The sequence below is a fragment of the Variovorax sp. UC74_104 genome (assembly GCF_044055375.1).
Lineage (GTDB): Bacteria > Pseudomonadota > Gammaproteobacteria > Burkholderiales > Burkholderiaceae_C > Variovorax.
Window position 1 is genome coordinate 1422956 of record NZ_CP171978.1, and the last position, 26241, is coordinate 1449196.

Consider the following 26241-nt stretch of genomic DNA (forward strand, 5'->3'; position numbering starts at 1 on the left):
CTGCCAACGCCCCATGTCGATCACGTCGATCACGCCGATCGCTTTTGCAGTCACGGCCCTGGTCGGTGCCACGCTGCTCGTTGCAGCCCAGCGCACGCACGCAGCCGAAGCGGACGGCAACACCACCGAACTGCTGCCGACCGCGGACCCTTGCGGCAGCTGCGACCGGCCGATCGCCCAGGCGCCCACAGGCGCCGTCGCTCCACAGAGCCTGCCCGCGCCGCCGCGCAACACGGGTGGCGCTGCCGGAGCGGCCTTCAAGCTCAACGACTTGCGCCTGAACGGTGTGAAGGCGCTGAGCAACGAGGAGCTGCAGGCCATCACCGGCCCCTACATCGGCCGCGACGTGACGCTCGCCGACCTGGAAGAGCTCGCCAAGGCCATCACCGCGCGCTACAAGGAGCGCGGGTACTTCCTCGCGCAGGCCGTGGTGCCGGTGCAGACGGTGCGCGACGGCATCGTCGAGATCAGCGTGATCGAGGGCCGCCTGGGCAAGGTCGACGTGACCGTGGCGCCCGATGCGCCCATCGCCGAGTCGCGCGTGCGCGGCTTCCTCGCGCCGCTGCAGCCGGGTGCCGCCGTGAGCGCGCCGGACTACGAGCGCGCGATGCTGCTGCTGTCCGACCAGCCGGGCGTCAAGGTGTCCTCGGGCCTGCAGGAGGGCACGCAGCCCGGTACCACCGACCTCGCGGTGGAAGTGACCGCCGCGCCGCGCTGGGCCTTCACCGCCGAGGGCGACAACCACGGCACCAGGGAATCGGGCCGCTACCGCGTAGGCGGCACCGCGCGCTGGCTCAGCCCCTTCGGCATCGGCGACAACCTCGACATGCGGGTGATGGTGTCCAACAGCAACGCGCTGCAGTTCGGCCGCATCGCCTACGAGGCGCCCATCGGCACCAGCGGGCTGCGCGCGGGCGTGGGCCTGTCGCGCGTGAGCTACGAGCTGGGCGGGCAGTTCGCCGACCTCGACGCGCGCGGGCGCGCCAACGTGCTCGACTTCTCGCTGAGCTACCCGGTGATCCGCCAGCGGCAGCAGAACCTCTTCCTGCGCCTGGGCGTGGACGTGAAGGACCTCACCGACGAACTGCGCGCGGCCGACTTCAATTCGAAGAAGCGCGTCAACGGCCTGAGCCTGGGCTGGACCTGGGAGCGCCGCGACGAGCTGCTCGGCGGCGGCTACTGGGCCAGTTCCGGCACGCTGTACCACGGCAACCTTTCCATCCGCGACCCGGAGAGCCGCGACTTCGACCGCGGCATCACCGGCCACCGCACCGAAGGCGGCTTCACCAAGCTGAGCTTCCAGCTCTCGCGCCTGCAGGCCATCGTGCCGCGCCATTCGCTGTACCTGTCGATCGGTGGCCAGTGGGCCAGCAAGAACCTCGACGCGTCCGAGAAGCTCGCGCTCGGCGGTGCGCGCGCGGTGCGTGCGTACCCCTCGGGCGAACTGCTGGTGGACCAGGGCGTGATCGGCACCGTCGAATGGCGCTGGTCGCTCAACGAGGAGCTCACGCCCTTCCTGTTCTACGACGCCGCGCACGGAAAGATCGTGCGCAACCCGACGCCCTACGACGGCGTCAACAGCCACAGCCTGCGCGGCTACGGCGTGGGCCTGAGCTGGTCGCGCCCGGGCAATTTCTCGATCAATGCGACGCTGGCCTGGCGCGCAGGCACGCCGCCGGCGCAGACCGATGGCGGCGGGCGCAACCCGCGCCTTTTCGTGCAGCTCATCAAGGCGTTCTGACCATGAAGCAACGCAACCGATTCACACAACGGCGGCTTCGGCTGCGTCCGCTCGCGCTGTCGCTGATCTGCGCAGGAGCAGCACCTGCCATGGCGCAGGTGCTGCCCACGGGCTTCACGTCCATCGCCGGCGGCGTCACGATGACGCAGAGCGGCAGCGTGATGAGCATCACACAGCCGTCGCTGCGCGGCATCGCCAGCTGGCAGACCTTCTCCATCGGCACGGGCGGCACGGTCAACATCGCGCAGCCGAGCACGCGCGCGGTGCTGCTCAACCGCGTGGTGGGCGACGGTGTGACCATCCAGGCATCGCGCATCGACGGCACGCTGAGGACATCGCTGATCGGCAACCCGAACCTGCCGGGCGGCAGTGTGTTCCTCATCAATCCGAGCGGCATCGTGTTCGGCAACGGCTCTTCGGTCAACGTGGGCGGGCTGGTGGCTTCCACGCTGGACATCGCCAACAGCAACTTCATGCCCGCGGGCTCGGAGAACAAGGCCTTCGACAAGAGCGAGCAGCTGGTCTTCGTGGGGCCGGCGAACAGCATGGCGCAGGTGCGGCTGGAGCAGGGCGCGTCGATCACGGCCTCGCCGGGCGGCACGGTGGCGCTGGTGGGCGGTTCGGTGCGCAACGACGGCGAGATCAACGTCGCGCGCGGATCGGTGGGCCTTGTGTCGGCCAGCAAGCTCACGATGAACCTGGACTTCGATGGCGACGGCCTCACCACATTCAAGGTGCCGCTGGACGGGCAGACCACCTTCAAGCTCGCCGACCTGCAGGCCACCGACAAGACCACGACCGCGCAGCTGATGAACACCGGCAGCGTCACGGCCGACGGCGGCCGCGTCGTGCTCATGGCCGCCGCGGCCGACGTGGACGCGCGCCAGCTGGTGGTGAGCCAGACCGGCGTGATCCGCGCACGTTCGCTGACCTCGCGCAACGGCGAGATCGTGCTCGACGGCGGCCAGTCGGCCGCGCGCTCCAACGAGATGCTGCTGGGCGGCACCATCGACGCGACCGGCTCCGAAGCCGGCGTGGCCGGCGGCTCGATCACCGCGAGCGCCGACTACGTGCGCCTGTCGGGGCTGACGGCGGACGCCAGCGGCAGCAACGGCGGCAGCATCCAGGTGACGGGCAACGCGGCAGTGAGCATGTCGCCCGACTCGGCGCTGCGAAGCAACGCCACCGGCGCGAACGGGCAGGGCGGCACGGTGGGTCTGAGCGCCGACTACACGCACGTCTCCGGCCAGATCCAGGCGCGCGGCGCGGGCAGCGGCGCGGGCGGCACCATCACCACCGCGGCCCGGCAGGTCGAGGTGACGGAGCTCGCGCAGATCGACGCGGCGGGCGGCGCGAACGGCGCCAACGGCGCCTGGGTGGTCGACTCGAAGGGCACGCTCAACGTGGACAACACGGTGCCTGTCTACGACCCGGACAACTACGGCCTGAACACGGCCGACACGCGCGTGAGCTCCACCGCCATCGGCAGCGCGCTGGGCCGCGCCACCGACGTGAAGCTGCGCACCGGATCCAACGACGGCGAGTCGAACGACGTGGTGTTCCAGGACAACGCGAGCATCGTCAAGACCGAGGGACGCGACGCGCGCCTCACGGTCGATTCGCTGCGCGACGTCCGCATGTCCAGCGGCTCGTCGATCCGCTCGGAAAGCGGCGCGCTGCACGTCGACTTCGACGCCAATGCGACCGGCGGCTCCGACGGCGGCGTGATCGAGCTCAACAACGCGAGCATCGCCACCAACGGCGGCAACATCCGCTTCTACGGCCAGGGCGATGCGGCCAACGGCTACGCGGTCGGCGGCATCGCGCCCACCGACGGCGGCCCGAATGTCGGGCGCGCGGGCGTCTCGCTGTTCGACAGCTCGCTGAACACTTGCGCGATGGCCTCCGGCAGCTGCGGCGGCAGCGGCTCCATCACGCTGCGCGGGCAGGGCACCAGCACCTCGGCCGGCGACCCGAGCTACTACGTGAGCTCCGATGGCGTGCAGGTCTCGGGCACCAACCTGACCACCGGTGGCGGCAACATCGCCATCACCGGCGTGGGCGGCATCGGCGCGGGTGGCGTGCTGCTCGACAACACCGAGGGCAACAGCACGGTGCTGCGCACCGGCACGGGCGACGTGAGCATCACCGGCAGCTCGCGCAGCTGGACCGCCACCGACCCCGCGGCGGTGTACGGCGGCACGGTGGACTTCGTCGACAGCTCCTTCCCCGACGTGACGACGAGCAACGTCGGCGGCATCTCGATGCGCGGCGTGACCATCGACTCCGGCGGGCGCGTGGCCATCGACGGCACCGGCGGCGACATGCAGGGCCTCACGGCGAACAGCGCCTTCCTTACCTCGGCATCGGCCGCCAACGGCGGCGCCGGCGTGGCCTACGCCGCCGGCAACGGCGTGACCATCTTCGGCGGCAGCATCACGGCCGGCAAGGGGCGCGACATATCGATCTCGGGCACGGCGGGCGGCAAGAGCTTCACTGTGGACGGCGGCGCCGCGACCATCGGCGACGACGCATCGGCGGTGGCACTCGCGATGGAGGCCGGCGGCACCGTGCGCGCCGAGGGCGGGCGCATCGCGATCGACGGGCGCGGCGGCGACGTGCGCGTGGGGCGCGTGAACGTGCGCGACGTGCCCTCGGGCACCGTCTTCCTGCCGGTGCTCGATGCGTCGAGCAGCACCGGCGCGGGCGGCACCGTCAGCCTCGCCGGGCGCAACGTGCTGGTGCTCGATTCGTTCGACGACGTGACCACCGTCGACGCGGGCGGCGCGGGCCAGTCCGGCACCATCGATGTGCGCGCCACCAACACCATCGCCATCAGCGACCAGGTCAGCCTGCGCGCCGACGCGAAATCGGCTTCCGGCAACGGCGGCACGATCAACGTGATCGCGGGCGACACGCTGCGTGGCTATGGCAGCCTGTCGGCGCGCGGCGGCGCGAGCGGAGGCAACGGCGGCAGCATCGAGACCTCGGCCGCGCATTTCGACCTGACCGGCCTGCGCGTGGACGCCGCGGCGCCCGTGGGCACTGCGGGAAAGTGGACCATCGACCCCTACAACGTCAACATCGCGCACGGCACCGCATCGGGCAGCCTCACGGGCAACCCCTTCGATCCGCTGGCGAACTCGACCATACAGGACGGCGACATCAATAACGCGCTGGACGGCGGCACCAGCGTGACGATCACGACGGGCACCGGCGGCCTCGCGACCGATGGCAACATCACCTTCGCCACCGATGCGGCCATCGTGCGCAGCAAGGGCTCGGCGCCGCTCACCTTCGAGCTCGACGCGGCGCACAACATCAGCGCCTTCAACAACAACTCCATCCAGTCCAACTCGGGCGCGCTCAACGTGGTGCTCAACGCAGGCGTGGGCGGGCAGAACGGAGCGATCTTCCTGAGCGGCGCGAAGATCGCCACCAACGGCGGCGACGTCACGATGACGGCCGACACCAGCCCTACAGGCAACCAGGCGATCGGCATCACCAACACATCGATCGATACGCGCACCACCGCGCTGGGCGACGCAGGCCCCGGCGGCGCGGTGCAGATCACGGGCAAGCGCGGCACGCCCACCTTCTCGGGCTTCACCGCCACCGTGCAGCTGAGCGGCGCGACCATCCAGAGCAGCAGCGGCGACGTGACGATCTCCGGCACGGCGCCCGGCGGCACCGGCGTGCGCATCGGCGCGGGCACCGGGCCGAGCCAGATCCTCACCACCAGCGGCGACATCTCCATCGTGGGTGTCGGCAGCGGCGTGACGGACCCGAGCACGGGCCCGCTCGCGGTGCAGGCGGTCGACCTGAGCAACGTCACGGTGCGCAGTGTCGACGGCAACATCGGCATACGCGGCCTCGTGACGCCGGGCGTGTCCAGCAGCAAGTCGGGCGGCGTGCTGATCGCCAACAACGCGCTGGTCACCACGCTGGGTGCGGGCGACATCGACGTGGCGGGCGAGTCGCAGGCCAACGGCACGGGCATCACGCTCGGCACCGGGGGCCGCATCGACGGCAACCGCAACGTCGTGCTGCGCGCAAGCAACGACGGCAGCACCGACGCAGTGGTGCTGACCGGCACCGTCCGCGCCGGCAGCGTGCTGAACCTGCGCCCCGGCGGCGTCGATGCCGCCGGCAACGCGGTCGACCGCACGGCCAGCACCATCACGCTCGGCGGCACCGCGGCCAACGGCTTCGCTGTGTCGGCCGACGAGTTCACGCGGCTGGACGCGCCCACCATCGTGGCCGGCAGCAACGCGCACGGCGGCAGCATCGCCGTGGTGGGCCCGCTCACCGTGCCCGGCGCGCTGACGCTGCAGAACACCGGCGGTGGCGGCGGCATCCAGCTCGGCGGCGCGCTCACGGCATCGACCGTGGGGCTGATCTCCGGCGGCAACATCACGCAGACGGCCGCCGCGCCGATCACCGCCGGCACCCTGCTGGCGCGCTCCACCGGCGGCAGCGTGCTGCTGGACCAGGCGGCGAACAACGTCAGCGCCGACACCCTGGGCGGCGGAGCGGCCGGCGCCTTCCGCTACGTGGACGTCGATACGGTCAAGCTCGGCTCGGTGAGCGTCACCGGCTACGACGCGGCGGGCAATGCGCCGCAGATCGTGTCGGCCAACTCGATGGCCGCCGACACCGTGTTCGTGCGCACCCTCAGCGGCGACCTGCTGCTGGGCACCAACGTGAGCAGCACCGGCGGCACCGACCTGGTGGCGGCCTCGCGCTTCCAGAACACCGGCGGCTACACCATTGCCGGCGCGCCGTGGCGCGTGTGGGCCGACACCTGGGTGGGCGAGACGCGCGGCGGGCTCGCGGGATCGGGGCTGTATCCCAACCTGTACCACTGCGCCTACTCGGGCCTGTGCGCTGTGAGCATTCCGGCGGGCGCCAACCATTTCATCTACGCGCAGCAGCCGGTGGCCACGGTGCTCATCGGCAATGCGAGCAGGCCCTTCGGCTACCCGAATCCGCTCTTCAGCTACCTCGTGACCGGGCTGATCCTGGGCGACACGGGCGCGGGCTTTGCGGGCTTCATGTTCTCGCCCGCGCTGCAGGCCAGCCCGCCCGGCGTGTACCCGATCAACGGCGCCTTCACCTCGGCGGAGGGCTACAGGGTCAACGTGGTGCCGGGCAACCTCTTCGTGGGTGGCGTGCCCGACCTGCCGCGCCCCGACGCGCTGCGCGACCTGCCCGCGACCTGGGTGTACGACCGCAACATCGGCCCGCCGCCGATCTGCTTCGCCACCGGCCCGCTCGAAGGCGACCGCGCGACGCAGGGCGGCGACGTGCTCGCGCGCGAATGGTCGCGCGTGCGCTCGCGGCCCAATCTGTCGAGCTGCGTCGACACCGAGAAGCGCAACGGCTGCGCGGATTTCTAGTCAGCGGCGGGGTTACACCAGACCTCGTGCGCGCCGGTTGGACATGACGACGTTGTCCTTCGCAATCACCTGGCCTTCGCGCATCGCCGAGATCCACGCCTGCGTCGTGGTCACTGCCGCGAAGTTGCTGTGGAACACCACGCTGAACACGCGGTGGATCTCCTCCGCCGTGACCTTGCCCGCCGCGTTCTCGTAGGGCAGCGCACCGCTGGCGTCCGAGAGGAACTCGACGGCCAGGCCGCGGTGCATGGCCTCGTACACGGTGGAGGCGTCGCAGTTCTGCGTCATGTAGCCGGCCACGCTCAGCGTGTCGATCTTGTTGCGCGCGATCCAGTCGGCGAAGTCGGTGCCGGTGAACACGCTCGGAAAGCTCTTGGTGACGAGGTGGTCGTGCGGCCGCTTCGCGATCTCGGGGTGCAGCTGGCCGTTGTGTGCATCGGCCTGGAACACGGGCGCGCCCTTGGGCGCATGGTGGCGCACCACGACCACGGGCGTGCCGGCGGCGTGGGCGGCGTCCATGGCCCTGGTCACGTTGGGCAGCGTCTGCAGGATGGGCGGGTACTCGATCGGCAGGCCGCCGCCTTCGAAGTATTCGTTCTGCACGTCGATCACGACGAGGGCGCGGCGCGGGGCGGTGGTTGCTGTGCTCATGAAAGGTTCCTCTTGTTCCGGTTTGTCCGGTGGTTCGGATGGCCTGATTCTTCGCTTCTGGCGGGTTTCGCGACAGTGGCCCGAAAGCCATTCATCGATAAGATCGGGCCATGCCGCAGCAAGCCGCCGAAACCGTCGCCGTCGTCGCCTTCGACGGCATCAGTCCCTTCCACCTGTCCGTCCCCTGCATGGTCTTCGGCGAAGACCGCACCGAGGCCGGCGAGCCGCGCTTCCGCGTGAAGGTGTGCGCCCCCGGGCCCGGCGAGCTGCGCACCAACGCCGGCTTCGCGCTCGTCGTCTCGCATGGGCTCGAAGCCATTCGCCGCGCGCAGATCGTGGTCGTGCCATCGTGGCGGGACGACTGCTCGGCGGCGCCGCCCGAGCTCATCCGCACGCTGCAGGCCGCGCACCGGCGCGGCGCCACCGTGGTGGGCCTCTGCCTCGGCGCCTTCGTGCTGGCCGAGGCCGGCCTGCTCGACGGCCGCCCGGCCACCACGCACTGGAAGCTGGCGCCGATGTTCGCCAGGCAGTATCCGAAGGTGAGGCTGCAGCCCGAGGTGCTGTACGTGGACGACGGCAGCGTGCTCACCTCGGCCGGCACGGCCGCGGGCATCGACTGCTGCCTGCACCTGCTGCGCGTGCGCCATGGCGCCGAGACGGCCAACCGCGCCGCGCGGCGCATGGTGGTGGCGCCGCACCGGCAGGGCGGGCAGGCGCAGTACATCGAACAGCCCGTGCCCGCCGCCGCCGAGCGCGACCGGCTCGCGCCGCTGCTCGAATGGCTGGGCCGGCACCTCGACCGGCAGCACGATCTCGACGACCTCGCGCGGCGCGCGCTCATGAGCCGGCGCAACTTCACGCGGCGCTTCCGCGAATCCACCGGCACCACCGTCGGCCAGTGGATGCAGAACCAGCGCCTCGCGCTCGCGCAGCGGCTGCTCGAAACCACCGACCATCCGGTGGAGCGCGTGGCCACCGGCGCCGGCTTCGGCTCGGCGGTGTCGCTGCGCAAGCATTTCGTCTCGGCCTTCAAGCTGTCGCCCACGGCCTACCGCCAGCAGTTCTCGCGGGCGTAGACGACGGAAAGTAGAAGAAAAAGAAAAGCGCTCCGCGGTCAGACCGTGACTTGTCGCCGCGTCGTGAGCAGCGCGCGCAGCTTGGCCGGCGCGACCGGCTTGGTCAGCAGCATCACGCCGCCGTGGCGCAGCCGCTGCAGCACCTCGGGCCCGGTGGCGCCCGACACCAGCACCGCCAGCGCCTCGGGCTGCAGCCGCTTGGCGGCGTCGATCACGTCCACCCCGTCGCCGTCGCCCGCGAGCTGCAGGTCGCACAGCACGGCGTCGTAGTGGATGTCGCCGGTGCCCAGCCGCGCGATGGCTTCGGCACCGGTGTCCACGCATTCGACTTGGCAGCCCCACTGCTCCAGCAGTGCGCGGCTGCCGTCGAGGATGGCGGGGTCGTCGTCCACCACCAGGCAGCGCAGTCCCGCCAGCGGCGCCGGGGCCAGCGGCGGCGGCTGGGGCGGCGCCACGTCGGACAGCCGCGCCGCGGGCAGCGTGAAGGCGAAGGTGCTGCCCGCCTGCAGCGCGGAACGCACGGTGATGCGCGTGCCCAGCAGCGCGGCGATGCGCGCGCAGATGGCCAGCCCCAGCCCGAAGCCGCGGCGCCGGTCGCGCTCGGTGTTCGCCACCTGGTAGAACTCCTCGAAGATGCGGCCCTGGTGGATGGGGGCGATGCCCACGCCGTTGTCGCGCACCTCGATGCGCACGCCGCTCGCGCTGCGCCGCGCCACCACCAGCACCGTGCCGCCCTCGGGCGCATGGCGCAGCGCGTTGGTGACGAGATTGCCGACGATGCGCCGCAGCATCGCCGCGTCGCTGCGCACGGCCAGCCCGCGGTCGCTCCAGCGCAGCCGCACGCGGGCCTCGACGGCGGCCGCGGCGTGCTGCGCGTCGAGCTGGTCGAACAGCTCCGCGAGCGGCACCTTGGCGATGGCGGGCGTCAGCACCTGCGCGTCGAGCCGCGAGATCTCGAGCAGGTCGTCGAGCAGCACGCCCATGAACTCGGTGCTTTCCTGCAGCCGCAGCACCGCCGGGCGCTGCGCGGGCGTGGCGCCGGGCAGCAGGCCGTCGATGAACAGGCCCATGGCGTGCAGCGGCTGGCGCAGGTCGTGGCTCGCGGCCGCGAGGAAGCGCGCACGTGAAAGAGCCGCCTGCTCCGCCTCGGCCATGCGCTGCAGCGCGACGGCAGTGGCTTCGCGCACGCGCTCCTCGCTGATCTGGCGGTTGCGCTGCAGCCGCTCGGCCAGCCGGTCGATGTCGTGCGCGAGCACGGCGAGTTCGTGCGTGCCGCGGGTGCCGCCTTCCACCACGTCGCAGCGCACCTCGAAATGCCCGGCCTCCAGCGCCGCGACCGTGCGCGAGACGCGCCGCAGCGGCCGCGCCACCGTGCGCGCCATGTGCCGCACCGAGGCCCATGCCGCCATCAGCGCGACCAGTGCGATGCCGATGCCCGCAATGAGCGAACGGCTGCGCTCGCGCGTGTAGGCGGTGGTGTCGCGGAAGGTCTGCACCAGGCCGATGGGCGTGTCGCCTGCCGCCGTGGAGCCCGCGGGCGCGAAGGCGCTGGCGCGCGAGGCCTCGCGCAGCGTGACCGGCGAGGTGAACATGCGCAGCTGCGCCAGCGACGCCGTCTTGGGCCCGGCCGTGACGTACACGCCCGCGCTGTTGCTGATCTCCACCCGCGTCACCTGGCCGCCGCGCAGCGCCGCGTTGGCCACGTTCTGCAGCGCCGGCACGTCGCCCGCGTAGAGGCTCAGGTCGGACATGGCTGCCACCTGCTTCGCCACCGCCTGGCCCTCGGCGTCGAAGGCGGCCTCCAGGGTCTGCAGCCGGTTGTGCGTGAACCAGCCGGTGAGCGCCAGCGCCACCGCCGCGCACGGCACCACGCCAAGGCGGAACAGGTCGCGCTGCAGGTTGCCGCGCAGCACGAGCGTGTGGGCCGGCGGAGGCGGTGGCGAAGGCGGCGGCGATGACGGCGACGATGACGGCGGCAAGGCGCCCGCGCCCTCCGCTGCCGTGGGCGCCGCTCGTTGTTCGTGGGGAGGTGCTGCGCTGCTCATCGCGGGGCCGCGAGCCGGTCGGTCAGTTCCCGTTCCTCCGGCAGGCGCAGGCCGAGTCCGCGTGCCACGGTGGCGTTGACGCGCACGGTGGCGGGCGTCGCGGCTTCCACCAGCGGTGCATTGCCGCCGTTGCCGGCGCTCGCGACCTTCTGGCCGAGCTGCCGGGCCTGCTGGGCCAGCTGCGATGGCGTGGAGACCGCCGCCGCCAGCCCGCCCGAGCGCACCAGCCCCTCGCTGGCGCCGAACACCGGCAGGCCGGCGGTCGCGGCGGCGCGCAGCACCGAGAGCGTGGCGGCCTGGTTGTCGCCGATCAGGTCGGGCAGCACCAGCAGCGCGTCGCTCTGCGGCACCACCAGGCGCAGCGCGGAGGCGATCGACCGGGCGTCGGGCGCGTACTCCACGCGCAGGTCCCAGGCCGGGTTCGCGCCCTGCGCGGCGCGCTGCAGCTCGCGCACCAGCGGTTCCGACTCGGGCGTGGCGACCACGCCCAGGCGGTGCTTCTGCGGCAGCACCGCGTTGACCAGCGCGAGCTGGTCGGTCATGGCCGGGTCGCGCAGCAGCACGCCCACGCGGCGGTCGGCGCGCCTGAGCGCCGGGCTGCTCGCCTTCAGGGTCTCGTACTCGAGGCGGCTGAGCATCGCGAGCACCAGCGGTTCCTGTCCCGGCCGCTCGACGGCGGCGCGCGCGGCGGCGGGGCCGACGGCCATGGTGAGCGGCGCGTCGGCGGAAGAAGATGGAGAAGAAGCCGCGCGCAGGCTGCGCGTGCGCACGCCGGCGTTCGCGGCGCGCTCCGCGTCCGTGGCCTGCTCCGCCGCCGGCTGCGGCTCGGTGCCACCGGGCCCGAGGCGCACCAGCTCGAACCTGCCGCCGGGTTCCTGGTCGGCGCGCAGCCGCTGCACGAACTCGGAGGAGGCCGCCATGTCGTCGCCCATCAGCACCGTGAGGCTGGCCGCCGCGAAAGCCGCGCCCGCGGCGCACGCAAGGCTTGCGGCCAGCAGGGTGCGGGCGGCGTGCCGCAGCCTTCGATGCAAGGGCGGTAGGACGGGATTCACGGCAACAAACATGGACTGCTTCCGCAGCGAGGAGCGATGACCCAATGTAAGGACGACCCCTGCTTCGCGCGATAAGGCGGAGGGCTTATGTCAGTGCCGGCAGTGGCCTGCCCGCGTGATGGATTCCACGGTGAAATGGCCGCTCGGCCTATCTCCGACGGAGTATTCGGCTCTCCCCCAGGCTTCGCGCACTTCGTGTCGCTACGCCAACCCCCTTCCGGGGGCAACACCTGCGGCCCGGCGAAGCCGGTTCCGCGGTGTTTCGCACAGGGAGAAACTCTTTAAGCGGCGGCCGCCTGCGCGGCCGCCGCGCGCTGCGCCTGTATTGCCTGGCGCAGCACGCGCGGCGACACCGGCTTGTAGAGCACCGTGATGCCGGCGCTCGCCACTTCGCGCAGACGGTCGGGCTTGGTCTCGCCGGTCACCAGCAGGCGGGCGGTGCCCGCGCCGATGCCGCGCGGATGGCGCTCCAGCGCGGCGATCACGTCCAGGCCGTTGTCGCCGCCCTGCAGCAGCAGGTCGCTGACGACCACGTCGGGCGGGCGCTCCCAGCCGTCGGCCAGGGCCAGCGCCTCGGCGCGGGTCTGCGCGGGCAGCACCTCGGCACCCCAGTTGGAGAGCACCACCGTCAGTCCCTCGAGGATGGTGCGCTCGTCGTCGATCACGAGGATGCGCACGTTCGCCAGGCCTTCCTCCTCGTCGATGGCCGCGATGGCCGCCGGCGCCGCGGGCGCGGGCAGCGCGGCCGGCGCCGAGCGCACCAGCACCCGCACGCAGGTGCCCTTGTTCAGCTTCGAGCTCAGTTCCACGCGCGTGTTGAGCAGCTCCGCGAGGCGCTGCACCGTGGCCAGGCCCAGCCCCATGCCGCGCGCGCCGCGCGATGCCTGCCGGCTGGCGGGCTCCACCTGGTAGAACTCCTCGAACACCCGCGCCTGGTGGTGCGCGGCGATGCCCACGCCGGTGTCGACCACGTCGATGCGCACGCCCCGGCCGCGCCGCCGCGCACCGATCAGCACGCCGCCCTCGATGGTGTGACGCAGCGAGTTCGACACCAGGTTGTTCAGGATGCGCGAGAGCATCACGTAGTCGCAGCGCACCCACACGTCGGTCTTGCGCACCACCAGCCGCAGGCCCTGCTGCTCGGCCACGGGGCGGAAGTTGCGGCTGATCTCCTCGAAGAGCCGGTCGAGCGGGAAGTCGATCCACTGCGGCTGCAGCACGCCTGCGTCCAGCTGCGACAGGTTCAGCAGTTCGGAGAAGAGGCGGTCCAGCGAATCGACGCACTCGCGGATGTGGCCGATGCGCTGCAGCTTCACCGGATCGCTCTCGCCGTTGGCCAGGCCGTCGGAGAACAGCGTGAGCGCGTGCAGCGGCTGGCGCAGGTCGTGGCTGGCGGCGGCCAGCAGGCGGGTCTTGGCCTGGCTGGCCACCTCCAGCTGCTGGTTCTTGCGCGCCAGCTCGGCGGTGGCCTCGTTGATGCGGCTCTGCAGCAGCCGGTGGCTCTCGGCAAGAGCGCGCGCGGCCTGGTTGAAACCCTGCTGCAGGTGGCGCACCTCGGCCGTGCCCTCGACGGACACGCTCGCGTCCTCGCCCGCGCCCAGGCGGTCGACCGCCTTGCCCAGCGCGCGGATCGGCTCGCTGATGCGGCGCGCCGCCCACCAGCCGGCCAGGCCCACGCCCGCCAGGCTGATCGCCAGCACCAGCCCCACGTTGAACCACACCGAGCGCCGCGCGTTCTGCACGGCGGCCAGGCTCATCTCGACCATCACCTTGCCGTTGTGCCGGCCGTCGTCGCCCACGACGGGCACCACCACCTGCAGGCCCTCGCCGCGGGCGCGGTCGAGGGTCTCGGAGTTGGCCACGATCTCGCCGTCCTCCGTCCAGATCTGCACCTGCTGCACGTTGGGCTGGTAGGTGCCCGACTGGGCGGTGCGCGCCAGGGCGCGGCGGTCCATGCGCGCCAGCGGCGCCTGCGCCACGGTGGCCACCTGCAGCGCCACCGTCTGCGCGTTGGCCCGCATCAGCTCGGTGAGGTTGCCCAGGTGCTGCCGCGTCAGCACGGCGATCGCCGCCAGCGTGGCCAGGGTCGCCGGCACCATCGCCAGCAGGATCAGCTGCTGGGCGAAGGTCAGGCGGGCCAGGCCGCGCAGGACACGGAAGTTCCAGTTCATGAGGGCATCGGACGCATGGGGGCCGAGCTTATGGGGGCCGTCCGGGGCGGGAAAGCTAGGTAAAACATCACAAAAAATGCTTGTAATTGATATTTAATGACGTCCGCGCTGCCATGTTAGACCCGCCGATGCGCGCCGGCCCTATGTCTTTCGCTCCAGAAATGCTGGCTTCCATGCGCCGATTCGCCGAGTTTCCAGCCGCGTTCCTCCGCGCGGCGACCCTGGCGTTGCTGGCCGGACTGCTGCCGCTCGCGGCACCGGCCCAGGTCAGCCCGCTGGACGGCCCGGTGCGCTTCGGCATCCTGCCGCTGGGCGGCGCCTTCGAGTCGCGCAGCGACTGGGACCCGCTGCTGGCCGAGCTCAGCCGCGCCATCGGCCGGCCGGTGAGCGTGCTTTCGGTCAACTCGTACGAGGCGCTGGAGCAGGCCATTCAGCGCGACGAGGTCGACATGGCCTTCCTGTCCGGAAAGATGGCGCTCGACGCCGTCACCCAGCGCCGCATGAAGGTGGTGGCGCAGGTGGTGCGGCACGACGGCCTGCCGGGCTACCGCGCGCTGCTGCTCGCGCGCAAGGCGCCGCCCTTCAATTCGCTGAAGAACCTGCTGGAGCAGCCCGATCGCTGGCGGCTGGCGCGCGGCGAGAAGCAGTCGGTGTCGGGTTTCATCGTGCCGCAGCTGCAGCTCTTCCTGCCGAACCACATCGCGATGGAGACGCGCTTTCGCAGCGAGTTCGTCGGCACCCACCAGGCCACCGCGCTGGCCGTGGCCAACAACGAGGCCGACGTGGCCACCAACAACACCGCCGACTTCGAGCGCTTCAAGACGCGCTTTCCGGCCGAGACCGAGCGGCTGCAGGTGCTGTGGGAGTCGGAGCTGATACCGCACGCGCAGATCGTGGTGCGGCGCGAATACCCGCCCGAGCTGCGCAAGCGCGTGCAGGCCTTCCTGGTCGGCTACGGTCGCGCCAAGGGGCCGCGCGGCGACGCCGAGCGCGTGGTGCTGAAGTCGCTGCACGACCTTGCCGGCTTCGTGGCCGCCGACAACAGCTCGCTGCAGCCGGCGGCCAGGCTGGCCTACCAGCTCGCGAAGCAGAACGCCATGACGGCGCAGTGGGTGAACGACGCCGCGCGCGAGGCCCGCCTGCAGCGCATCGAGAGCAACTACGAGGGACAGGTCGCCGTGCTGAAGGACGTGTCGCCGTGACGCTTGCCAGGCCGTTCGCCGCGCTGCTTGCTTCACTGCTTGCTTCGTTGCTCGTGCTGGCCGCCTTCGCCGCCGCGCCGGCCGTCGCGCAGGTGCAGCACGGCGCCGCCGCCCCCGCGGCCGAGAAGGCGGCGCCGCCCGCCGTGCGGATGATCCGCTTCGGCGTACTGCCGCTGGGTGGAACCGTCGAGTCGCGCGCGCTGTGGGCACCGCTCATGAACGACATGAGCCGCGCCCTCGGCATGCCGGTCAACATGTATTCGGTGCCGACCTACGAGGAACTCGACCGCGCCATCGGCCGCGACGAGATCGACATGGCCTTTCTCTCGGCCAAGATGGCGCTCGACGCCGTGATGCAGCGGCGCATGAAGGTGCTGGCGCAGATCGCGCGCCACCCCAGCGTGCCCGAGCACCGCGCCGTGCTGCTGGTGCGCAAGGCCGGGCCGCTCAACACGCTCGAGGGCCTGCTCGCACAGCCCGAGAAGTGGCGGCTCGCGCGCGGCGACAGCCGCTCCGTCACCGGCTTCATCGTGCCGCAGAGCCAGCTCTTCCTGCCGAACAACATCGAGATGGAGACGCGCTTCCGCAGCGAGATCGTGGGCACCCACCAGGCCACCGCGCTGGCCGTGGCCAACGGCGACGCCGACGTGGCCACCAACAACACCACCGACTTCGAGCGCTTCCGCCAGCAGTTCCCGGTGGAGGCCGAGCGGCTGCAGGTGGTGTGGGAATCGGAGCCGCCGCCCGGTGCGCCGATGGTGGTGCGGCGCGACTTCCCGCCCGAGTTCCAGGTGCGGCTGCAGAACTTCCTGACCGGCTACGGCAGGGCCAAGGGCGCGCGCGGCGACGCCGAGCGCGAAGTGCTCAAGAGCCTGCGCGCGGCCTACGGCTACGTTGCGGCCGACGACAGCGCGCTGCTGCCGCAGGCGCGGCTGGAGCACCAGCTCGGCAGGCAGCGCGCCATGGCTGCATCGTGGGTCAACGAGGCCGCGCGCGAGCAGCGCCTGCAGCGCATCGAGAAGGCCTACGCGGAGCAGGTCGAGATGCTGCGCTCCGCCGCCCGCTGAGCCGGCCGCGGCGCGCCTGCCGCGCTTCTTTCTACTCCCTTCGCCGTAGCTCCAGAGCCGCCGCCTAGGCCATTAGCTAGGCCTTAAGGCGGATTTGCCACCAGCCCCCCGAGCCGGAAACTTCGTGTTTCTTTCAGGCAACCCTTGCCGTTGACGGAGTGCGGATGAGTTGGCGAACAAAAGTGGTCTGGAGCGAGGGGATGCTGTTGCAGCCTCAGCACCTGCAGCAGAGCGAGCGTCATGCCGATCACGCGCGGCACGTGCTGCTGCGTTCGACCACGCCCTACGCATGGGGCTTCGCCGAACTGGAGATCGACCCCGCCGCGCTCACGCTGGGCAAGCTGGCGCTGGTGCGCGCGGTGGGCATCTTCGGCGACGGCACCGTCTTCGACATGCCGGCGGTCGACCCGCTGCCCGAGCCCATCGACATTCCCTCGACCATGCGCGACGAGGCCGTGGTGCTCGCGCTGCCGCTGCGCCGCGCCGGCGCGCGCGAGGCCGACGCTGAAGAATATGAAGAACTGGTGCGCCACCGCGTGCTCGAGTCGGAAGTGCCCGACTCCAACACCGCCGGCGAGCGCACCGCGATGCTGCAACTGGGCCAGCTGCACACGCGCCTGATGCGCGCGAGCGAGGCCACCGACGCCTGGACCACCATCGGCGTGGCCCGCGTGGTCGAGCGCCGCGTCGACAACCAGGTGCAGCTCGACCGCGCCATGCTGCCGCCGCTGCTCGACGTGGCCGGCCATGCCGTCATCCGCGCCTGGCTCGACGAGCTGCTGGGCCTGCTGCGCCAGCGCGGCGAGGCGCTGGCCGGCCGGCTCACGCAGGGCGGCACCGGCGGCGTGGCCGAGATCGCCGACTTCATGCTGCTGCAGGCCGTCAACCGCAACGAGGCCATCTTCGCGCACCTCGCGAAGAGCGCGATGCTGCACCCGCAGCATTTCTACGAGCATGCGCTGGGGCTGGCGGGCGACCTTGCGAGCTTTCGCGACTCGCGCCGCGTGTCGCGCTTCGGCCCCTACATCCACGACGACCTCGCGATGAGCTTCCGCCCGCTCATGGACGATCTGCGCCGCAGCCTGTCGATGGTGTTCGAGCAGTCGGCCATCCGCATCGAGCTGCACGACCGCAAGCACGGCGTGCGCGTGGCGGTGGTCACCGACGTGGAACTGCAGCGCAAGGCCACCTTCGTGCTCGCGGTGAGCGCCAGCATGTCCAGCGAGGCGCTGCGCGCGCGCTTTCCCACGCAGGTCAAGATCGGTCCGGTCGAGCGCATCCGCGACCTCGTCAACCTCGCGCTGCCGGGCGTCACGCTCACGCCGATGCCGGTGGCGCCGAGGCAGATTCCCTTCCACACGGGCGCCAACTATTTCGAGCTGGAAACGCGCAACAGCGACCTGTGGCGGCAGCTCGAGCAGTCGGGGGGTATCGCGATGCACATCGCGGGGGACTTCCCCGGCCTCGATCTCCAGTTCTGGGCGATACGAGCATGACCCCCAGTGGCACCGTCAGCGTGGAGCCATCATGAGCACACCTCCCGATCCCTTCGCCGCCTTCGAGTCGGAGCGCACGGTCATCAAGCCCAAGCCGCGCACGCCGGCCGGAACGCCGCCTGCGCCCGCGCCGGCGCCTTTCTTCGGGGGCGCCGATCCGACGCCGGCTGCCGACGTCGGCGAGCTGGGCCTGCTCAATCCGCTGGTGTCGGCCGCCGGCAAGCTGCTGGTGCTGATCGGCAAGCTGCGCAACCTCGCGCAGCCGCCCAACGTGCCGGCCCTGCGCGCATCGACCGCCGACGCGGTGAACCAGTTCGATGCCAGCGCGCGCCGCGCGGGCGTGGGCAACGAGTCGGTGCTCGCCGCGCGCTACGTGCTGTGCACCGCGCTCGACGAGGCCGTGGCCAACACGCCCTGGGGCGTGCAGGCCGGCTGGAACAAGCAGAGCCTGCTGGTGCAGTTCCACAACGAGACATGGGGCGGCGAGAAGGTGTTCCAGCTGCTGGCCAAGCTCGCGCAGGACGTGCCCACGCACCGCCAGCTGCTGGAACTGATCTACAGCGTGCTCGCGCTCGGTTTCGAGGGCCGCTACCGCGTGATCGACAACGGCCGAGCGCAGCTCGACTCGGTGCGCCAGCGCCTGGCCGACCTCATCGCCAAGGACCGTCCACCGGTGGAGGCCGAACTCTCGCCGCACTGGCGCGGGCAGGGCGCGGGCACGGTGCGGCTGCGCGAATCGCTGCCGCTGTGGGTGTTCGCGGCCGGCTTCGCGCTGCTGCTGGCGCTCGCATGGTTCGGGCTGCGGCTCACGCTCAACTACCGCTCCGACACCACGTACGCCGCGGTGTCCAGCCTGCGCGCGCCCAACATCCAGATCGCGCCGCCCGCGCTGCCGGCGAAGACGCCGCGCCTCGCGCGTTTCCTTGAGCCCGAGGTGAAGCAGGGCCTGGTGACGGTGACCGACGAGGCCGACCGCAGCGTGGTGCGCCTGCGCGGCGACTCCTTCTTCGGCTCCGGCAGCGCCGACCCGATGCCGCAGTCGCTGCCGGTGCTGCGCCGCATCGGCCAGGCGCTGGCCGAGGTGAAGGGCGAGGTGCTGATCACCGGCCACTCCGACAACCAGCCGATCCGCTCGCTGCGCTATCCGTCGAACTGGCACCTGTCGGCCGCGCGCGCCGATGCGGTGAAAGGCGCGCTTTCCACGCTGGTCGATCCGGCGCGCATGCGCTCCGACGGCAAGGCCGACGCCGAGCCGGTGGCGCCCAACGACTCACCGGCCAACCGCGCGCGCAACCGCCGCGTCGAGATCGTGCTGCTGACCGGGCCTGAGGGCGTCGTCGCCACCGCCCCCCGCAGCCGCTCCAGTTGCTGCTCCAGCCACGGGAGCGACGAAATGATCAAGAAAATCTTCGGCTTCCTGTTCAGCCCGCTGCTGCTCACGCTGCTGGCGCTCATCGTCGTCGCGCTGCTGATCTGGTGGATCGGCCCGCTGGTGAAGATCGGCTCGCTCGCGCCGCTGGAGAGCGAGACCACGCGCGCCATCGTCATCGGCGTCATCGTGCTCGTCGTGGTGCTGCGCGCGCTGTACCGCCGCTGGAAAGCACGCCGCGCGAGCCAGCACCTGACCGACGGCCTCATGAAGGCGCCCGCCGCCAAGGCCGATGCGCCCGTCAACGGCGAGCAGAAGATCCTCGACACGCGCTTCAGCGAAGCCGTCGCCACGCTCAAGCAGATGCGCATGCACGCCGCCGGCAGGAAGCCGGGCTGGCGCGACTGGCTTTCCATCTCCGGCGGCAGCTATCTCTACGACCTGCCGTGGTACGTGTTCATCGGCGCGCCGGGCGCGGGCAAGACCACCGCGCTGGTCAACTCGGGCCTGAGCTTTCCGCTGGCCGAGAAGTTCGGCCCCGGCGCGATCCGCGGCGTGGGCGGTACGCGCAACTGCGACTGGTGGTTCACCGACGAGGCCGTGCTCATCGACACCGCCGGGCGCTACACCACGCAGGACAGCCACCAGTCGGAAGACAAGAGCGCGTGGGAAGGCTTCCTGGGGCTGCTGAAGAAGGTGCGTCCGCGCCGGCCGCTGAACGGCGTGTTCCTCACCGTCAGCGTGGCCGACCTGCTGAGCCAGGGCCCCGAGGCGCGCACGCAGCTCGCGGCATCGATCCGCGCGCGCCTGCTGGAGCTCGACGGCAAGCTCACCACGCGGCTGCCGGTGTACGTGCTCGTCACCAAGAGCGACCTGCTCTACGGCTTCACCGACTACTTCGACGACCTGGGCAAGGAGCAGCGCGCGCAGGTCTTCGGCTTCACGCTGCCGGCCGACGAGAACCTGCAGGTCGAGGAGAAGGGCCTTTCCACCGCCTTCAACCGCGAGTTCGCGCTGTTGCACAACCGCGTGAACGACGGCCTCATCGCGCGCATGCAGCGCGAGACCGACGGCAACCGCCGCGCGGCCATCTTCGGCTTTCCCGCGCAGTTCGGCTCCATCGGGCCGCTGCTGTCGGACCTGCTGGAGCAGGTGTTCACCGGTTCGCGCTTCGCGCAGCCGCCGTGGGTGCGCGGCGTGTACTTCACCAGCGGCACGCAGGAAGGCAGCCCCATCGACCGCGTGATGGGCAGCCTCGCGCGCAGCTTCGGCATCGAGCGCGCGATGCTCGCGCCGCAGAAGTCCAGCGGGCGCAGCTACTTCCTCACTTCGCTGCTGCGCGAGGTGGTGTTTCCCGAGCAGCGCCTGGCCGGCGCCGACGTGAAGCTGGAGCGCCGCCGCCACACGCTGCGCGTGATCGGCGTGACGGCGATGACGCTCGTCACCGTCGGCCTGCTCGCGGCCTGGGGCTACAGCACGCTGCAGAACATGAACTATCTCAAGTCGGTCGAGGCCCGCGTGGAGCCCGCCCGGCAGAACCTCGCGGCGCTGCCCGCGCGCGTGCAGAACCTGGTGGAGGTCGCGCCCGTGCTGCAGAGCCTGCGCGACATCTGGAAGACGCCCGACAACCGCCAGGGCGACGAGCCGCTGTCGATGACGCTGGGCCTCTACCAGGGCGACAAGCTCGACGCGGCCGCCATGCTCACGCACCAGCGCGCCCTCAACGACGCCTTCCTGCCGCAGATCGCCAAGCGCATCGAGGACCAGCTGCGCACCGCGCAGAAGGACAACCTCGAGTTCACCTACGAGGCGCTCAAGAGCTACCTGATGCTCTACCAGCCCGAGCACTTCGACCCCGAGGCGCTGAAGGCCTGGATCACCCTCGACTGGTCGCGCAACCTCGACCGCGGCATTCCCGAAGACCAGCGCAAGCAGCTCGAGGACCAGCTCGACGTGCTCATCGCCCAGGGCCCGCCGCGCTCGCCGCTCAAGATGGACGAGAACCTGGTGCGCAGCGTGCGCGCCGTGCTCGCGAGCTATCCGCTGGAGCAGCGCGTGTTCAGCCGCCTGAAGCGCCAGCGCGCCAGCAAGGACATCCCGGCCTTCAGCGTGGCCACGGCCACCGGCCCCTCGGGCCCGCTGGTGTTCGAGCGCATCAGTGGCAAGCCGCTGTCCGATGGCGTGCCTGGCATGTTCACGTACGACGGCTATCACAAGCGCTTCCAGAACGAGGTGACCGTGCTCACCGGCCTGCTCGCGAACGAAGACCCGTGGGTGCTGGGCCAGGACCGCAACGCCGCCGACCGCCTGCGCGACGTGGCAGCGCTCGGCGCGCTGACCGACCGCGTGCGGCGCCTCTACCTGGAGGAATACGTCAAGCAGTGGGAGGCGCTGCTGGCCGACGTGCGCCTGATCCGCGTGAACGGCCTGGAGAAGAACATCGAGACCGCGCGCATTCTCTCGGGCGTCGATTCGCCGCTCGCCAACTTCCTGCGCGCCGTGGTCAAGCAGACCACGCTGATCCCCGCCGCCGACGCCAACAAGGACGTGGTCAGCAAGGCCACCGAGACCGTGCGCAACACCCGCAAGGGCCTGGAAGACCTGTTCGGCAGCGACCCTGGCCGCCAGGTGGCGCCCGGCAAGCGCATCGAGAGCATCGTGGACGACCGCTTCGAGGCGCTGCGCCGGCTCGTCACCGCGGGCGGCCCCAACCAGCCCGCGCCCATCGACGACGCGCTGAAGCTCTTCAACGAGGTGTACGTGTACCTCAACGCCGTCGACACGGCCGTGAAGGGCCGCACCTCGCCGCCGCCGGGCGACGTGGCCGGCAAGCTCAAGTCCGACGCCGGCCGCCTGCCGGAGCCGGTGCGCTCCATGGTCGAGAACCTGAGCCAGGCCGGCGCCGCGCAGGCCCAGGTGGCCGAGCGCGGCAACCTGAGCCAGGACCTGCGCCCCGTCACCGAGTTCTGCGCTCGCGCGATCGCCGGCCGCTACCCCTTCGTGCAGAGCAGCAAGCGCGACGTGCTGCCCGAGGACTTCGGCCAGATGTTCGGCCCCGGCGGCCTGATGGACGACTTCTTCCAGAAGCGCCTGGCCGCCATCGTCGATACCAGCACGCGGCCGTGGCGCTACAAGCCCGTGGCCGAACGCGGCGCCATCACCACGCAGGCGATCGCGCAGTTCGAGCGCGCCGCGCGCATCAAGGAAATCTTCTTCCGCGGCGGCGGACGGGGGCCCTCGATGCGCCTGGACTTCAAGCCGGTGGAGATGGATGCAGGCATCACCCAGTTCATCCTCGACGTCGACGGCCAGCTCGTGAAGTACGCGCACGGCCCCGTCGTGCCCATGGCCGTGCAGTGGCCGGGGCCGAAGGGCAGCAACCAGGTGCGCATCCAGGTCAGCCCGCCCTCGACCACCGGCAGCTCCGGCGCGGCGGTGGACGGCCCGTGGGCGCTGTTCCGCGCGCTCGACGACGGGCAGCTGGAGGCGGGCGACGCGCCCGAGAAGTTCTTCATCACCTTCCAGATCGGTGCGCGCAAGACGCGATTCGAGGTGACGACCAACAGCGTGCAGCATCCGATCCGCCTGCGCGAGCTGCGTGAGTTTTCATGTCCGGAGGGGCTGTGAGCGAAGCCGCTTCTTCACCTTCTTCTCTCTTTGCCTCGACTGCGTTGCCGGGCTGGTTCGGCAAGCTGCCCGGCATGGGCGACTTCGCGCATCGGCGGCTGCCGGAGGCGTTTCGCGCGGTTTGGGATCAGTGGCTGCAGCGGGGGATGTCGCGGCTGCGGGATCGGTCCGACTGGACCGAGCGGTATCTGGAGGCGCCTGTCTGGTGCTTTGCTCTGGGGAGGCAGGTGGCTGGGGAGCGGGCGTGGATCGGGGTGTTGATGCCTTCCGTGGATGGGGTGGGGCGGTACTTTCCGTTTGCCATTGCGGTGGAGCTGGATGCGGATTCGCCCGGGACCCTGCGGGGGGAGGCGCTGGCTGCTGCGCTGCGGTGGTGGGCTCTTGCGACGCATGCTGCGTTGGAAGGGCTTGATGGGGATCTGGATGCGCTGCGGTTTGATGCTGTGCTGCAGCGGCTGTTTGTTGAGGCGGCTTTGTCCTCCGAGGAACGGGAGAGCGTTGTCGAATCGCTGGATTTGCCCTTGGCGGGGGCGTCGCTTTGGTTGAGTGATCCCGCTGCCGAGCATGGGATTCGGATGCTCTGTACCGGGTTGCCTCGGGATGAACAGTTCGATGCTTTGTTTTTTGGATTTGCGGAGGAGGGGTGATGAAGGCCTCTCTTTGTTTTTCTTTCCCGAGGCCGGGTCTCGCCCCGGCAGGCGACCTACGTTTCTTTGCTTCGCCAAAGAAACGTAGGCAAAAGAAAGGCGACCCTACTGTCTGTGTCCCTCCGCTTCGCTACGGGCAACCTGCGGTGCTCGGCGCAGGAGGGGGTCCGCAGAACTCGCTTCGCTCAAACAGCTGCGGCCCTGATCCCTCCCGCGCCTGCGCTCCTCGGCACAGCCAGAAGGGAGTGGGACGCGCCATCGCTGCGCTCGGCTACCGAACAGCCCGCACGGGCCTTTGCTTCGCTCGGTGGGGGATGGTGGGGCGGAGCTGATATCGATGGGGCTAGCGGAGCCAACGGAACCGACGGGACTGGCAGGACCCGCCGCACTGGCGGCGCTGGCAGCACACGCAATCCCAACACCCTCGCCATCTCATTCCAAGCATTGCAGGCGCAAAGCGCCTGCAATGCCTTGGTGGCCGAGCGTAGCGATGGCCCGTGCGTCCCCAATCCCCTCTGGCTGCGCCGAGGAGCGGAGCGTTTCGCGGATCAGGGCCGCAGCTGTTTGAGCGAAGCGAGTTCTGCGGACCCCGCGAAACGCGAGCACCGCAGGTTGCCCCGTAGCGTAGCGAAGGGGTCGCAGACAGTGGGGTCGCCTTTCTTTTGCCTACGTTTCTTTGGCGAAGCAAAGAAAAGTAGGTCGGCCGCCGGGCCGAGACCCGGCCTCGGGCAGCAAACACTCAGCACTATCAAACAAGGAGCCAGTCAATGACCGACTCCAACGAAGACGACCGCACCCGCGTAGTCCCAGATCGACTCCGCCGTCGCAACCCACGACAACGGGCGACACCTCAGCCACAGTCATCACTGCAGGCACCCCCACGAGCATGCCCGGCTCGAACCCGGTAACAAGCCCAGCCACCGGCGCAACGGAGGCCGGCCTCCTACCCGTAGGCAGCCGCCTCGCAGAATTCGAAGTCACCCGAGTCATAGGCCAGGGCGGCTTCGGCGTCGTCTACGAGGCGTGGGACCACACGCTGGAGCGCGTGGTAGCGATCAAGGAATACCTCCCCACATCCCTATCGACAAGGCAGAACGACGGCACCGTAGTCCCGCTATCGGAAAGACACCGCGAAACCTTCGACCTCGGCATGCGCAGCTTCATCAACGAAGCCCGCCTGCTGGCCCAGTTCGACCACCCGTCGCTGCTGAAGGTCTACCGCTTCTGGCAGGAAAAAGGCACGACCTACATGGTCATGCCCTTCTACCGCGGCGAAACGCTGCGCGAGGCGTTGGTGTCGATTCCCGCGGGCGTCGATGAGGCCTGGCTGATCCGCATCATGGACGGCGTGACGCAGGCACTCGCGGTGATGCACAACGCCAACTGCTACCACCGCGACATCGCCCCCGACAACATCATCCTGCTCGAAGGCTCGGGCCGTCCGGTGGTGCTGGACTTCGGCGCGGCGCGGCGCGTGATCACCGACAAGACGCAGGCGATCACGGTGATCCTGAAGCCGGGCTACGCGCCGATCGAGCAGTACGCCGAGATGCCCGACATGTCGCAGGGCGCATGGACCGACGTCTACGCGCTTGCGGCGGTGATGCACGTGGCGGTGTGCGGCCGTGCGCCGCCGCCTTCGGTGGCGCGGCTGCTGTCAGACAGCTACGTACCGCTCGCGGGCAACGAGATCCTGCGCAAGCGCTACAGCCCGCGGCTGCTGGAGGCGATCGACGCGGGGCTGGGCGTGCGGCCCGAGCAGCGGCCGCAATCGATGGCGGCGCTTCGCGCGGCGCTCGACCTGGAAGTGGGACACAGCATCGCGCCGGTGCCGCGCACGCAGCCGCCTTCGTCCTCATCGGGCGGCCGGACGTCGATGGGCGCGAATGCCGATGCGGCGACGGTCATCGCGGGCAAGGCCAAAGCGCCGGCACCTGCGCCCGCGCCAAAAGAAAGCAAGGGCAGCGGCGGCAGCGGCAGCAAGACCGCCGTCGCCCTCGCATCGATCGCCGTGCTCGCTGCGGCGGCCGGTGGCGGCTGGTGGTGGTTCCAGGGGCGCGGCGGCTCGGACGACAAGCCGGTCGTCGCCAGCACGCCGGCACCGGCACCCGACACCAAGGTCGCGGAGGCGCCTCCGCCTCCGCCGCCCCCACCACCTCCGGCACCTCCTCCCGCGCCGCGCACGCCGGCCGAGTCGCTGCAGTCGCTCGCGACGGGCGCCACGCCCGGCTTCGACGTGACGGCCACGCCGAAGAAGGCGGAGGTCGCGATCGGCAAGGACCGGCTCGCCTTCGAGGTCCGCAGCAAGCGCGAGGGCTTCGTCTACGTGTTCCTGCTGTCGAGCGGCGGCGAGATGTTCCTGCTGTTCCCGAACCTGCTGGACAAGTACAACAAGATCACCGCGGGCGGCACGCTCTCTCTGCCGCGCGCCTCGTGGCCGATGGACGCGGGCGGGCCGGCCGGCACCGACCAGTTCGCGGTGCTGGTGAGCGAGCACGAGCGCGACTTCAGCGCCGCCGGCGTGCAGAACGACGGCGTGTTCCCCGTGTTCCCGCTGCCGGTGCTGGCCGCGCTGGAGGCCACGCGCGGCGCCGGCCCGTCGCCGCTGCTGGGCAAGCCGGTGTGCGCGCCCAACACCCCGTGCAACGACGTCTACGGCGTCGGCAATTTCAAAATCGTCGAGAAGTAATCGTCTGCA

General features: G+C 70.7%; 13 protein-coding genes. 9 read left to right on the plus strand and 4 right to left on the minus strand.

The annotated features are described in order from the left end of the window. Positions 1 to 13 precede the first annotated feature (13 nt). Complete coding sequence (locus tag ACHMXA_RS06740) at positions 14 to 1741, plus strand: ShlB/FhaC/HecB family hemolysin secretion/activation protein (protein ID WP_395319527.1); 1728 nt, start codon at positions 14 to 16, stop codon at positions 1739 to 1741. Between the two features lie 2 nt (positions 1742 to 1743). Then, a complete protein-coding gene (locus ACHMXA_RS06745) occupies positions 1744 to 7140 on the plus strand; it encodes a filamentous hemagglutinin N-terminal domain-containing protein (protein WP_395319528.1) in 5397 nt (1798 codons plus the stop codon). A gap of 12 nt (positions 7141 to 7152) precedes the next feature. Here the strand turns inward: ACHMXA_RS06745 and ACHMXA_RS06750 are convergent, their stop codons facing one another. Further along, the gene (locus tag ACHMXA_RS06750; protein ID WP_395319529.1) at positions 7153 to 7791 is read right to left on the minus strand and encodes a cysteine hydrolase family protein; all 639 of its coding nucleotides are present in this window, start codon (positions 7789 to 7791) and stop codon (positions 7153 to 7155) included. 110 nt (positions 7792 to 7901) lie between these two features. Here ACHMXA_RS06750 and ACHMXA_RS06755 point away from each other — a divergent pair, with 110 nt between their 5' ends. Continuing rightward, positions 7902 to 8867 (plus strand): GlxA family transcriptional regulator, encoded by a 966-nt coding sequence (locus ACHMXA_RS06755; protein WP_395319531.1) that lies wholly within the window; start codon positions 7902 to 7904, stop codon positions 8865 to 8867. 38 nt (positions 8868 to 8905) lie between these two features. On the opposite strand, the gene ACHMXA_RS06760 is transcribed toward ACHMXA_RS06755, so the two are convergent. The 3 genes from ACHMXA_RS06760 to ACHMXA_RS06770 all read right to left on the minus strand — a co-directional run bounded on the left by ACHMXA_RS06760 (position 8906) and on the right by ACHMXA_RS06770 (position 14135). Beyond that, positions 8906 to 10912 (minus strand): ATP-binding protein, encoded by a 2007-nt coding sequence (locus ACHMXA_RS06760; protein WP_395319533.1) that lies wholly within the window; start codon positions 10910 to 10912, stop codon positions 8906 to 8908. Further along, positions 10909 to 11964: an ABC transporter substrate binding protein gene (locus tag ACHMXA_RS06765; protein ID WP_395319535.1), complete on the minus strand. Its 1056-nt coding sequence runs from the start codon at positions 11962 to 11964 to the stop codon at positions 10909 to 10911. The genes ACHMXA_RS06760 and ACHMXA_RS06765 overlap by 4 nt, the downstream gene beginning before the upstream one ends. Positions 11965 to 12245: 281 nt before the next feature. Then, entirely contained in the window at positions 12246 to 14135 is a 1890-nt protein-coding gene (locus tag ACHMXA_RS06770; RefSeq protein ID WP_176666037.1) for a hybrid sensor histidine kinase/response regulator, read from the minus strand. Positions 14136 to 14296: 161 nt separating this feature from the next. Between ACHMXA_RS06770 and phnD the strand changes: the two genes are divergently transcribed. The 6 genes from phnD to ACHMXA_RS06800 all read left to right on the plus strand — a co-directional run bounded on the left by phnD (position 14297) and on the right by ACHMXA_RS06800 (position 26232). Continuing rightward, entirely contained in the window at positions 14297 to 15337 is a 1041-nt protein-coding gene (gene phnD / locus ACHMXA_RS06775; protein ID WP_176666038.1) for a phosphate/phosphite/phosphonate ABC transporter substrate-binding protein, read from the plus strand. After that, positions 15334 to 16404, plus strand: coding sequence for a phosphate/phosphite/phosphonate ABC transporter substrate-binding protein (locus ACHMXA_RS06780; protein ID WP_395319537.1), 1071 nt, complete (start codon positions 15334 to 15336; stop codon positions 16402 to 16404). Before phnD ends, ACHMXA_RS06780 begins: the two co-directional genes overlap by 4 nt. A 164-nt stretch (positions 16405 to 16568) precedes the next feature. After that, complete coding sequence (tssK, locus tag ACHMXA_RS06785) at positions 16569 to 17900, plus strand: type VI secretion system baseplate subunit TssK (RefSeq protein WP_395319539.1); 1332 nt, start codon at positions 16569 to 16571, stop codon at positions 17898 to 17900. A gap of 31 nt (positions 17901 to 17931) precedes the next feature. Next, complete coding sequence (gene tssM / locus ACHMXA_RS06790) at positions 17932 to 22896, plus strand: type VI secretion system membrane subunit TssM (protein ID WP_395319541.1); 4965 nt, start codon at positions 17932 to 17934, stop codon at positions 22894 to 22896. Next, the gene (gene tagF, locus ACHMXA_RS06795; protein WP_395319543.1) at positions 22893 to 23543 is read left to right on the plus strand and encodes a type VI secretion system-associated protein TagF; all 651 of its coding nucleotides are present in this window, start codon (positions 22893 to 22895) and stop codon (positions 23541 to 23543) included. Before tssM ends, tagF begins: the two co-directional genes overlap by 4 nt. An 886-nt stretch (positions 23544 to 24429) precedes the next feature. Next, positions 24430 to 26232, plus strand: a complete 1803-nt coding sequence (locus ACHMXA_RS06800; RefSeq protein WP_395319545.1) for a protein kinase — start codon at positions 24430 to 24432, stop codon at positions 26230 to 26232. The last annotated feature ends 9 nt before the right edge of the window (positions 26233 to 26241 follow it).

Coding starts and splice junctions, on each gene's coding strand:
- ACHMXA_RS06745 (WP_395319528.1), top strand. CDS start 1,744: ATGAAGCAACGCAACCGATTCACACAACGGCGGCTTCGGCTGCGTCCG.
- ACHMXA_RS06770 (WP_176666037.1), bottom strand. CDS start 14,135: ATGAACTGGAACTTCCGTGTCCTGCGCGGCCTGGCCCGCCTGACCTTC.
- ACHMXA_RS06755 (WP_395319531.1), top strand. CDS start 7,902: ATGCCGCAGCAAGCCGCCGAAACCGTCGCCGTCGTCGCCTTCGACGGC.
- ACHMXA_RS06760 (WP_395319533.1), bottom strand. CDS start 10,912: ATGAGCAGCGCAGCACCTCCCCACGAACAACGAGCGGCGCCCACGGCA.
- ACHMXA_RS06800 (WP_395319545.1), top strand. CDS start 24,430: ATGCCCGGCTCGAACCCGGTAACAAGCCCAGCCACCGGCGCAACGGAG.
- phnD (WP_176666038.1), top strand. CDS start 14,297: ATGCTGGCTTCCATGCGCCGATTCGCCGAGTTTCCAGCCGCGTTCCTC.
- ACHMXA_RS06750 (WP_395319529.1), bottom strand. CDS start 7,791: ATGAGCACAGCAACCACCGCCCCGCGCCGCGCCCTCGTCGTGATCGAC.
- tssM (WP_395319541.1), top strand. CDS start 17,932: ATGAGCACACCTCCCGATCCCTTCGCCGCCTTCGAGTCGGAGCGCACG.
- ACHMXA_RS06740 (WP_395319527.1), top strand. CDS start 14: ATGTCGATCACGTCGATCACGCCGATCGCTTTTGCAGTCACGGCCCTG.
- tssK (WP_395319539.1), top strand. CDS start 16,569: ATGAGTTGGCGAACAAAAGTGGTCTGGAGCGAGGGGATGCTGTTGCAG.